Raw genomic sequence first — 12,710 nt, forward strand, 5'->3', positions numbered from 1 at the left:
CTGAGTTTCGCCGAGGAAAATGCGACGTTAGCACTACCACTTTGTCAAGGTTGTTGGATGGGATGGAAGTTTTAGCTCCTGGTTCCAAACAATTCTTTTATCAATTGGTGTCAGGTAAAGAGAATCAGTCAGCCACATCCTTGAAGCGATCGCTCGTGGAAGTAATTCAGACTGCGGATGAGGATGAACTATTAGATGCAATGGCTGAAATTACCAATCGGTTTCGTTCTCTCCGTAACTTTGGGACTGTTTCTGCGGCTGAATCTTTGATGAATGCCAATAATTGCGCTTAATATACAGATTTATATAAAAAAATTTAATCTAGGCATAACAATCCCAATCCAGCTAAAATTAAGTAAAAATTTGGTAAATCTAGGTTTAAATCATAAAAACAGCGAAATTTTGGATGGCTCAATTGGTTTTGGCAATTGAGCTTTTAATGCCTTTGGTTGACTTTTGGGTCTTGCCATAGAGAATACACAATTTCTGGTTTTTGTCAATCTTTATGTGAAGAAATTTGTGCGTAATGGATAGCTTCCTCTGAAGCGTCGGAAACGTACATCTCAGTCGTAAGCTGTTGTGCGTAGTTCATTTTTCTTTTTCTGCTATCGCAGTCACCCGGATAGTAGTGACGCAACCAGAAATTAATCATCATGACTCAAACAGCGCCAAAACAAAGGCTGAATTCGGCAAAGCAGAGCAAACAAACCAGTGCAGCTACTTCTAAAATTGAGCCAACCGAAAATGAAGGAGCAGCAAATGGCGCAGAAACGCCTGTAGGTAAGAAGAAAAAACCTGCATCTCCAAATGCTGATACTCCAACTGCATCCTCAAATAAGCGTACTAAGAAACGGTCTACTAAATCAAAGTCAAAATCGCAACCACTCATCGAATCAGGGATGGAGGTAGTTTGTTCACAAACTAAATTTTTCGATGCCCTCTTCTTAGTTAGTTGCGCTACCCCAGCTAAACCTACCCATCCTATTCTTGCTAATGTCCTGATGATTGCAGATGTCGCAACACAGCAGATACATTTAACTGTCACCGATTTAGCCCTAACGATTCAAGCAAGTTTTGAGGCACAGGTTTTATTAAAGGGTGAAATTACTGTCCCAGTGCAAATTCTCTTGGAGATAGTCAAGCATTGTCCTAATGGTCATATCTCCCTGAATAGTCAAATTCAAATGACACAGCTTGCTGATGACGACCAGCAAAGTAAAGTCTATTCACTGGGCTTATCTGATGCAGATGGGAAGTATGAAATTAGAGGCATGGGTGCTGAAGAATTTCCTCCTGCTCATACAATTGATGCTACTCCCATTTCTCTGCCAACCACCGGGTTCAAAGATGGTTTGAAAGGTGTGATTTATGCCGTCAGCACTGATGAAAATAAATATATTTTGACCGGAGTGCATATTCAACTGGCACAGGAGAAATTAAAGTTTAATAGTCGAGGTATGACTTCATTCTATTTTGCGAGTGATAGCCGGATTAGCTGGGGAACTCAAGCAAAATGGGACAGAGGTAGAAAACTCTTTGCCTCTCGTACTTATCCTGATATTTTTGGCTATTGTGGGGATGTACTATTTCCCTCTCTAGCATTGAGTCAAGCTATTCAGCTTGTAGATAACGGGTTGTTGTTTGAGTTTGATGAAAAACCTTCAACGAAGTTTGAGAAACTTTCTACTTTGATTCAAGATTCATTCAAGTTGTTTCCCAAACAGGCAAGACAGGCGTTTGACATCGCATATTGTTCACGTATTGGAATGGGACTTACTTCTACTTTTGAACTTTATAAGTTAAGTTGGACGGCTAATCAAGGCTGGATTTGCTGTAGATGCTCAATTCCTACTCAATCTGAACTTGTGTTAAGCCTTGGTTCTGGTAAAGATTCTATTCAAAAAAGCAATTTGGAATGGAAGAACACTGGTGTAGGAGGCACTAGTCGGGCAGTTTTCAGCGCCTTTTGTGATTCTTTGCGGAGTAAATATGATCCTTTCAGTGGTGGTGTTCCGCAACTCATTGGCATACATCGGCAAGGATCAGCTAAAACATTCGGGATTATTTATGATGATGAAACCTATGTACTGGGGCTACCTGTAAAAAATTTTTCTGGTTTAGAAGCTATTGAATGGTTCAATCCACTGTTTGAGCGTTGTGATCCTTATACTATGCAAATCTTACCTAAAGCACAAAGACAACCTCGACCTAAAATGTAGAATTTATCAATAAAGTTTTTATCTATGGTTTGTTTCAGCTATATTGTATCAAATATCGCAAAGCTTGTTCGTAAATTTAAACTAAAATCTCACCCCCTTAACAGGGGTAAGGGCGACGAATTCAGATAAAGCGTATGTCTACAGTCGCCCTACATCACAAATATCGACCCCAAACCTTAGCAGAATTGGTGGGACAGCCATACATCAAAACTGCGCTCACAAATGCTGTCAAACACCTGCAAATTGCACCTGCTTATTTGCTCACAGGTTCTAGAGGTACGGGTAAAACCTCAACTGCACGCATATTTGCTAAATCTCTCAATTGTCTCAATACTAAAAAACCAACCGACCAACCTTGTGGTATTTGTCAATCCTGCCGTTCAATCGAAAGTAGCAATAGTCTGGATGTGAGCGAAATTGATGCTGCTTCTCACAATGGTGTGGATGATGCCCGTGCTTTGATTGAACGTTGTACTTTAGCACCAGTGGTAGGACGTTACCGAATATTTATTCTTGATGAGTCGCATCAACTCACAACCCAGTCCCAAAATGCTTTACTTAAGTGTATTGAAGAACCACCGCCTCATGTGGTTTTCATTCTCTGCACCACCGAACAACACAAGGTGTTACCTACTATTATCAGTCGTTGTCAGGTGTTGAACTTTCGCACTTTGTCTGTGCAGGCAATTGTGCAGCATCTGCGTATTGTAGCCGATGCGGAATCTATTACTATTAATGATGAGGCATTGAGTGCGATCGCTCGACTCAGCGATGGTGGTTTACGGGATGCACTGCAATTACTCGGTCAGGTGAGACTTTTGGATACAGCTATCACTGCCCATCATGTCATGGAAATGGCTGGCGGTGTTACCGAAACCGAACTAATGGCAATTTTCCAGGCCATATCCACCAATAATACCTTTAATCTCTTGCAAGTTGCCAGAGAATTGGTAGACTCTGGTAAAACGCCCAAATTGATTCTGGCTAATTTACTGCAAACATACCGAGACTTACTGATTATTAAGTCTGCACCCCAATCACAAGCTTTGCTCACTGGTTGTCTTAGCCATACCCAACTGACAGCTTTAGCAAAGCACTGGAATTTTGATACCCTGAATTTGTCTTTAGCAGAGTTACAAAAAGCAGAAAGCTATCTGCGGTCTGCGGTCAATGCTGCGGTATGGCTAGAAGTTTGTTTACTGAACCTGATGCCCGGTTTATTGCCTGTCGCTGCCACCAAAACGGTAAATAAACCCATGTATGACAAAGGACATAGTGGCAAATTGTTACCAACATTTGGAGTATATACCACAAACAAGGTGACTGCTAAACCTGTGGATGACGAAGGGGATGATCGCAAATTGTTACCAACCGTTGCCGCCAATAGTAGTAACCTGGCTCAAATTTGGCAGCAGGTATTAGATACAGCCAAACCGAGTAGTCACAAGCTGTTGAGTCATGCAAAGTTGGTGAAGTTGCAAGATGACCAGGCAATTTTAGAGGTGACACCAGTTTACCTGAAAAAGTTTGAGGGCAATAAACAAGCGATCGCTAAAATGTTGCAACGAGCTACCCAAAGTCAAAAACCCATCACTGTGTTGATTCAAACTGCTAATTACAGCAATCATGGGGGGTGAGAAGATGATTGTTTTGCTCACTGGTGACGACCAACACGCGATTCAGGAACAGCTGAACCAATACAAAGCAGAGATTGATTTTCAATGGCTGACACTATGCTATCACCGATTTCCAGCGAATCACCTTGACCGAGCCATGAGTGTAGCCCGCACTCGTTCGCTCACAGGTGGTAAAAAACTGGTGATCGTGGAAAATTGCCACCTCAAACAGTGGGGCATGACTGAGTTAGAAACTTTGCAGCAACTTATGCAAGTGCCTGAATCTACAATTTTGGTGTTTGTTGCTACGAATGTAGATAAGCGTCTGAAGATTTACAAACATCTGGTCAAGTATGCCAAGTTGCTGGAGTTGCCATTAATACCACCTTGGCGGACTGATTTGATTGAAAAGGCTATTAGCACTGAGGCTGAAAAAATTCACCTGCGGCTGTCACCGGATGCAGTGGCATATTTAGCAGTAGCAATTGGTAATGATATCACCCGTGCAGCCACTGAGTTAGGCAAACTGTCTATCTATGCTCATGGCAGAAAACTCAAGTTGGCAGAGGTGAAAGAGTTAGTGCCATGTCAAACCCAAAATAGCCTACAACTAGCAGCTGCTATGCGTCAAGGTGAAAGCAATCAAGTTTTGCAATTGCTGGATGATTTGCTGTCTCGCGCCGAACCATTAATGGTGATTGTTAGCACCCTGATAACGCAGTTTAGAACTTGGTTATGGGTTAAATCTGCGATAGTTTCTGGGGTGAAGAAAGATAGTGAATTAGCTCAACTGTGCAGAATCAGTAATCCTCATCGCATTTACTATTTGCGTCAGGAGGTAGCAAATACAAGCATCAATGCTTTAGCTAAAGCGGTGGCGATGATGTTGGATTTGGAGATGTCTATTAAGAGGGGTGCTGAAGGTAAGGATTTATTACCAGCTATTCTTAGTGCTAGCAGGTTATTTAAGGTAGTTTAATCAGCAGAAAGTGATAATTTTGGATTTTGGATGAGATATTTGATTTCTGTCTAAAATCCAAAATTAGTTGCTTAAGTTAGTCAAGGAGAATTTGTTAATTCCGCAATTAATTGGTCAGGAGTGAGAATTCGAGGTGTCACGACCGGAAAATCTTGAGGATTACGGGTAATAATCGCATCTAATTGATTGACTACCGCAGTTGAGTATTGAATGGCATCTTCAAAATCCTTAAAATGGGTTGTGAAAGCCATTGTAATTACAACCTGATTTACCGTAGCAATTTGACAGAAGGTAAGTAGGGTTTGCAAAAACTCAATAGTTAAATCTCGACCCTTCTGTTTACGGATAATATAGTAAAGGTCACTAATAGTTGATGCTGAAATGTAGCCTTCTATTTGCCCCTGTTCAACAAATGCGAAAATTGTTTCGCTATTAGTGAAGTAAGGCTGTCGTTCTAGGGCAATATCTATAATTATGTTAGTATCAAGTAATACTTTCACAGATTATGTTTTTCCTTTAAATATTCCCATCTAGCTTGATCTGGATCAAAATCAGGAGGTGCTGGTTGGGTTTTTTCAAACCAGTTTTGCAAGGCTTTGATTTTGGTTCGTCTTCTAGGTATTTCTGGTGCTGATTCGCTTGCTGGGGTTGTGGTATTATCAAGCGTCTCAGTAGCTTGCCAAACTACAATTTCTACATCTCCAGGAGGTAAATTCAAGGGTTCGGTAATTACCAAGTTACCAGATGAATCAATTTTTCCTTTGAGTTTGTATGCTTGCATAATATTTTTTATTAGATTCTATTTTTATATTATCTCACGTTATACCAATCTAGCTCAGGCGGTGACTATGATTTTAGAGTTGGAGATGTCTATTAAGAGAGGTGCTGAAGGGTAAGGATTTACTGGTGGTGATTCTTGGTGTTTGTAGGTTGTTTCAGGTAGTTTAACCTGGAGGAAGTTGAGAAGAATTTTTGATTTTGGATTGGATGTTTAAGGTCGGTCTAAAATACAAAATTGCTGGAGTAAGCGATAAATAAATTCATTGATATTTTGTTTGGTTTAATATCTTAAAAAACTCTAATTATTAAAAATAAACCCTCCAGAGAATGGATCTGGTTCTACTTTTCTTTGACCTTTAATCAGTTTTGCATAGCAGTTATAAATCATAATATTTTCATCTCTACTTTTTGTTTTATAAGAATCAATTAGTCTCTGCCAATTTAAAATAATCACATTTTGATTTGTTTTCTTATCTTTTTGTAAACCAATCAAAGATTCTATATCTTTTGTTTCTTGTGTTAAATACTGTAATTCTAAACTTTTTAATGTTTGCGTTAAAGTTTCCCAAACATTTTTAATTCTAATAACCCTATGAACATTACCTGATGAATGTAAGACAATAAATAATTCATAAAATTGCTTTTCAGTACCTAAAAGATTCCATTCAAATACTGGAAATCTTATTGATTTACTACTAATAGTTTTAACTTCTATTATTTTAAATTTTTCTCCATTTATAGATAACAAGTAATCATAAAGTCCGCCATTGTAATCAAGTTGATATTTTTTTTCACTATAGATTTGCTTATAAAATAACCTAGCAAGTTCTTCTCCTGGATCTCCATATTCTATATCTCCTTCTCCAGTTTCCCCTGTTTTATCTGTGACTCCAGAATTTTCCAGCTCTGTTATACTGATGTTAGGCTGAACAATAACTTGTAACCAATCAATTTTTTTCAAATCTTTTAGTAATTTATCGGATAAACTACTATATTTATTTTTTAGGTAAATGTATTCTTTAACTGCTAACTGTCTTTCTTTATCTTCTGGTTTAATTATCTTAATCCATTCAATTAATTTTGCATCTTCTATCGTTGGTTTTTCTGGACGACAAGCATAGAAAAATTCTAATCTATCAGTGATATATTCTGTATTTAAAACATGATTATCTGGTGCAAAAGCTGACAAAAGTTTTTCTTCTATGTCTTCACTATTTTTTACTAATAGATTACAGCTATTTTGATAAGTCTCAGCTTGGCTTAAAAAGCGAACTTGTTTTAACCAAGTAATTAATCCTGCATACTCTGATAAATTATTTTGTTGAATATGTTGTAAATTGTTTGGATTAATTAAACTGCCTATTTCCTCTACTATTTCAATATTAGCCTCAGATTTTGGTAATTGCCATTGTAAAATTTGCAGTAAGTTTAATGTCTTGGTATTAAATTGATATTTTCTAAAATTGACATTCAATAATTTCTGGAATTGTTGCCAGATACGAGAATGAATAATTTCTGAATGATGACATTTTTCTTTTACTTTTTGCCACTTAAATACATTAATAAAATATTCCTCTTGTTTTAAAATTCCTTCCAGTACATAACGAATATTTTGAGGAGAAACAAGACATTGATATTCTTGAAATAATCCATTAGGTAATGCTGAACTATGAGTTAATAAATAACCCATACCGTGATTACCTCCTAAAATTCCACGAATTAAATTATATTTATTGGTTAAATCTCTTTCCAGCCAAGATGCAACTAATTCTTGCCACATCCAATACCAAAACTGATAATGACTTGTATTATTTAAACTCAGTAATTCTTGTAGTTGTTTCCAGTTCTCATTAGCTTGCTCAAAGAATAAGCATAATATTTCACCTAATAACTTACCTAATTCTTGAGCCAACCTTAAATTCTTATTGTATCCTATTTCAATTAAGTTAGAACGTCCAGGATTTAAGTCAAATTGACCATTAATAATGAAATTGAGGTCTAAAATTTCTTTGGTAGGTGCTGTTACCCAAATTGTGGGAATATCTTTAGTTAAGCATGATTCTAAACCATTTTCTTTTTCTCTTACAGAAATTAAAAAATGACCTATATTTCCTAATTTAAAACATAAAGCATAGATTTGTCTTTGATTAATTCTAATTAATCCTATTTGAATACTCTGTATTTCCTGGAAATATACAGGATGCCAATTGGTTACAACTTCTTTTCCTTCGCATAAAAACGTATAAGTTCTAATTCTATTAGCGAAAACTAATAATAATCCTATTAGTTCATGAAAAGTCTTGAGAATTTGTTGATAATCCGTATTAACTTGAGGATCTATTTTTAATTGTATGATTGTTCCATCTACTAATTCTGAATTGATTTTGCTTAAATTAAAACTAAGATTGGTAGAATCCAGATGGGATAATTTACTAGGCAACCATCCACCAATAATTTTAAATGCAGTACGATAACTAACTATATGAGGTTCTTGACATATTAAATGAACACTTTTAAATCCCAAACCGAATTTTCCTGTAGTTTGAGTATCTGATTCTTCCAGAGAATTAGGAAGCTGGTTAGTATGATATTTATTAGACTGGCTAAAAGATAACATTTTTTGTAAATCTCTTTCAAAGCCTTGATCTTCACAATTATTTTGATTATATTGAGGATGTCGAAAGCAATTTATAGGTCTTCCCCAGTACATCATACTTATGGTATTTTTGCGATACTCAAGAATAAATTGTAAACGGCTAGATTCTAAAGATTGATTACCTCCCATCTTTTCTAACTCGATTAATGAATCATCAGCATTTTGGAAAATTTCAAAGGGAATACTAGAAAAATGATAACCATATACAGAAATTTTTTGTCTTACACATTCTAAAAAATCAGACGCAACTTGATTATTTGAAGTTTTATCTTCTAAAAGATTAGCTAAAGTTTCTTGGATTTGATCTATTTCTTGATCAATTATATTATAGTCTTGTTTAGAATTTTTGCGTTCCTCTTTATTGTAAACTAATCTTTGTAGTTGATTAAGTAGATCCTTAACTATTTCATTTCTGCGATTAACCCCCAACATTTCTACTACAAATTCCATACCTCTTAATATTACATTCCTAGCAACTTTCAATTCTAACTGTTCAGATTTGATTAAGTCATTCCAAACATCTTGAAACTTCTCATTTAATGTACTTGTATCTATTTGATAAACATAATGAATGAGGTGTTTTGCAGATTTATACAATATTTCATGAAGCTCATCTCTACTTGCATCTTCAGGGTTTTCTATGGGACGTATAACTAATTTCCTAGTATTTGGATCTAAAGGATTGACAAATAATCTTCTATTATATGTATTTTTATAACTAAGATTAGCTGTAAATTTATGCCCTGTAATAGCAGTAAATTTTTGTGTTTTATCACTGCTAACTTCAATATCAAATTCAAAATCAGGCCAATTACATTTATCAGTAAATCTTGTAAAAATATTTAGTATATCTCTTTTACCAACAAACTCTTGAGCCAGATTCTGTAAATATTTATTACTACCAGCAACCAAACAAATAAAAGCTCCTATAGCTTCTGGAAGTGCTGAAGATTTCCAGTTTTGAAAATATTCTGTTAAACAGTCGTATTTACTTAAAGTATTTATTTGATCAGATACAACTGAAAGATTTACTTCCTGAGTATTATTGAAGTCTTCCTTAGCATCTATAACATTTATATTTATATGAGACTCTAAAATTTTTGCCTGTTGTTTATTAAGAATATGTTTGTGATCAATAATGTCTTTAATGGCTTGATCTTCTCCATACCATAAATGATAACTATGTTGCCACTGATTATTATGACTAAGTAATAAAATATTGGGAAGAATATTTAATGATAAATTATAGTTGGTGTTTTCAGTAGAAAGTTTGAGATATTCATTATAAATGTGCATAGCATTTTGATGAGAAGGATGATAATATTTGGATATCCAGTTTAATAACTGAATTAATCTTTCTTCTTCTATTTCCTCTAAGATATTAGGTAAAATATATCTTTTACAAATATCTATATTTTGGTTATGAGGTAATTTCACGACTTTTTGAATTAATTTCCAAGCTGGTAGAATATCTTTAGGTACAGTCTTAAATACCTCTAAAGTTTTATCTAAGGGAAAATTGGCTGTAGAGAAGCTGCCTAAAAAGTAACAAGAAGATTGACCTAATTTTTTACCAAGAATATCCCATGCTTGATTATTTATAATAAACAAGTTTTGTCTTAACCAATCAAAAATATTTTTATAATTCTTAATATCTTGTTGATTTAATTTGGTTTCAGGAATATATTCGTTATCTACCAGAATAGTCTCAAGTTCATTTCCAAATTTAGGAATATAAACAACCTGAGATGGAGAAACCATTTGATTATTGTCAGTTAATAACCATTGATTATTTTGCAACTTATATAAAATATTTTGTTCTAAATCTAATTTATTTGCTCTTAATAACTCATCCAAAATAGCAAAAATAACTTGAGGGAAATAATTTTGCTCATTGAATATTTGCTCGAGAATTTTTTGTTCTTTAATTGGGGAAAATAACCTAGATATATCTTTATAAATAGACTGTGGAAGATTGAAATGAGAAGGTAAATAATAACCTGGATTTAATTCAATTAATTTTTTTTGAAATTTTTGTAAATAATTAGGATATTTTATAATGTAATTAGGAGCGATCGCTTCACCAGAAGATAAACTTAACCATGCTACTTGTTTTAAGCTATCATGATATTCATTCTTGACATCACTGGAAGATTCCCAAAGTTTTAAAATTAATTCTGTATAATGGTGAGGATTAGGAACTGCTAATAATATTCTCATAGCAGCAGAAGCATTCCATTGCGGAATCCAATCTTCATCTAATAAATGTAAAAGATTAGCATTCTTTTTAATTAATGTTACTTTTACAGGTAATTGATTTAATGAAAGTAGAGTCTGATCATTTTCATTTTCTACATAAGTATTTTCTGTAATACTTACTAAATGTCCTTGCACAGTTTTATGTAATGGTAGTGCTTTCCATAATGGTTTATTTTCTGGATTTTTCCCTATCTCATTTAATATTTCTCTTCTCTCATCATCATTTAATTCTATTTCTGCTAATTGAGAAATACCATTTCCTGCTTGGTTTCTTAATTCTTGTAATAAATTTATGACAACCTCTTTAGTTAAACGACTAATACCAAGTTGCTTAAATTTCGCTTCAGGAATTGATTCAGCTAAAGTAGAATTAATTAATCTCCATGATTCATTTTTTATTGATAAAACCTGTTGTGCTAATTTCTCCCATAAAGCATCAGACTTAGAAATAATATACAATTGATCTTCACTGTTGTATTTGTCAGCTTGTTCATGTAATAAATAACGAATTGCAAAATCCATGTTAATGCACCTCTTTTAATAGTTCATTTAATAGTTGTTTCCGGTATTCGGGTTTAGATAATGTGGGAGCTTTACTTAATATAACCCTACAACTAGGTAAATTGCAATCCACTGGTAAAATATTTTTATCTGATTGTAGTAATCTTGCTATTTCTTCTCCAACTAAAACAGGTTCAAAACTTACAATAGCTTGTGTTAAGCAGTTTATCATATTCTCTTTAGACTTAATAAATAGCCTAGATTCTTGTTTGAATTGCTTAAAATCGTTGTATGAATAGAATTTAACAATTTTCTGTTTGTTATATCCAATTAAACATCGCCAGCTTGGATTATTGGATATAATATTAATGAGATGATTTTTGGATAGCTTCAAAAATTCTCTTAATATTGACTCTAAAAAAGTAGGATGATTCACTTGTGTTTCTAATTCATTAATAAACCATCTGAAAATAGCTGTTGCGTCTTGCTCTCTTAATTGTGTAAAGCTATTATTGGGAATATTAGGAAATAGCTTTATTGGTAATAACAGTATACTCAGTGATTCTATTTTAAGAATATTGTTGATATTGTTTTCAGAAATATTTATATAAATCACTTCTGAATCTTTAATCAAGTTAATTATTTTTTGTGCAGCATTTTTAATATCGTTATTAATTTGATTCCACTGTAATTGAGATAAACCTGTTTTGATAAATTTAATTAACTGCCTTTGAATTGAATCATTTTCAATTTTATTATTTTTTAATATACAACATTCTTTGAGAAAATCAACTAGATAATTAATGGTAATATGACTTTTAAAAATATTCTCAGCCGACGAATTACTGAAAATATATTCTATTTCTTTATCAGTCCATTTATCAAACTTTGTGCCATTATAACGAAGATTATGGGCTTTTGACAAAGTTAATACATGACTTGAGGATTGAGAAATTTTTTGAAAACAGCGAAACAAATTCCAATCTGGAACTCTTGGAAGTGCTAATACTTTTATATTTTTATCTAATAATTTCCATTCATTACCTTCAAGACTTACACACAAAATCAACTGTTTTTGTTGACATATTTTTCCCCGGTTACTGATTTCTTTAAATAATGGAGAGTTCAGCAATGCTTCGCAAATTGCGGATATTTCAGATGCAGATAAATTATATTCAGAAGTAAATTGATAGAATTTATCTAAAATTCTCGCTAAAATAGCTTCATAAAGATGAAAATTCCATTCTTTTTCTAATGAAATTCTATCATCATCTCCTGCTTTTTTATTTTTATCTATGTTTAAATTATTCTTATCCCAACCAAGAACTCCAGTTCTAGCAAAATCCACAAAGAAGTAACCATGTAGAGTTAAATAATAACTATATTCAGATTTACAGGATATTTCACAATCTTCTCCTATGGGTAAAAATACAGCAGTTCTTAGATTTAGACAGGATGCGTTACTATCAAAATTATTAGCCTGTAACCGACTAAAAACTATTGCGATATGAGGTGTGATACGTCTAAACTTTTCTGGTAAAACCTGGCTATTAGCAATATTATTGAAAATTGCAGATTCTAAAATAATTTCCGAACCCATAAAATTCAGAATATTTGCTTCATCATCAATTTTACCTTGAATTATATGTTTTTGATTACGAGTTAATTTTGATAAGTTACAACGACGCTGTGATGAAGCA

General features: G+C 33.8%; 7 protein-coding genes and 1 pseudogene. 4 read left to right on the plus strand and 4 right to left on the minus strand.

Going from position 1 to position 12,710, the window contains the following annotated elements; all coding sequences use genetic code 11:
• The 4 genes and pseudogenes from VB654_RS21645 to holA form a co-directional block, all read left to right on the plus strand.
• Positions 1-293: pseudogene (locus tag VB654_RS21645) on the plus strand (hypothetical protein); the annotation flags it as partial.
• Positions 294-653: 360 nt separating this feature from the next.
• Positions 654-2,219 (plus strand): hypothetical protein, encoded by a 1,566-nt coding sequence (locus VB654_RS21650; RefSeq protein ID WP_323215862.1) that lies wholly within the window; start codon positions 654-656, stop codon positions 2,217-2,219.
• 134 nt (positions 2,220-2,353) lie between these two features.
• Complete coding sequence (gene dnaX, locus VB654_RS21655; RefSeq protein WP_323215863.1) at positions 2,354-3,856, plus strand: DNA polymerase III subunit gamma/tau; 1,503 nt, start codon at positions 2,354-2,356, stop codon at positions 3,854-3,856.
• 4 nt (positions 3,857-3,860) lie between these two features.
• A complete protein-coding gene (gene holA, locus VB654_RS21660; RefSeq protein WP_323215864.1) occupies positions 3,861-4,814 on the plus strand; it encodes a DNA polymerase III subunit delta in 954 nt (317 codons plus the stop codon).
• Between the two features lie 80 nt (positions 4,815-4,894).
• On the opposite strand, the gene VB654_RS21665 is transcribed toward holA, so the two are convergent.
• The 4 genes from VB654_RS21665 to VB654_RS21680 all read right to left on the minus strand — a co-directional run.
• The gene (locus tag VB654_RS21665; RefSeq protein ID WP_323215865.1) at positions 4,895-5,314 is read right to left on the minus strand and encodes a PIN domain-containing protein; all 420 of its coding nucleotides are present in this window, start codon (positions 5,312-5,314) and stop codon (positions 4,895-4,897) included.
• Entirely contained in the window at positions 5,311-5,595 is a 285-nt protein-coding gene (locus VB654_RS21670) for a hypothetical protein (protein ID WP_323215866.1), read from the minus strand. The genes VB654_RS21665 and VB654_RS21670 overlap by 4 nt, the downstream gene beginning before the upstream one ends.
• Before the next feature lie 297 nt (positions 5,596-5,892).
• Positions 5,893-11,031, minus strand: coding sequence for a hypothetical protein (locus VB654_RS21675; protein WP_323215867.1), 5,139 nt, complete (start codon positions 11,029-11,031; stop codon positions 5,893-5,895).
• A gap of 1 nt (position 11,032) precedes the next feature.
• A partial coding sequence (locus VB654_RS21680) for a hypothetical protein (protein WP_323215868.1) occupies positions 11,033-12,710 on the minus strand: 1,678 nt, incomplete at its 5' end.

It is taken from the genome of Nodularia sp. UHCC 0506 (genome assembly GCF_034931045.1).
In the GTDB taxonomy this organism is placed as follows: Bacteria; Cyanobacteriota; Cyanobacteriia; order Cyanobacteriales; family Nostocaceae; genus Nodularia.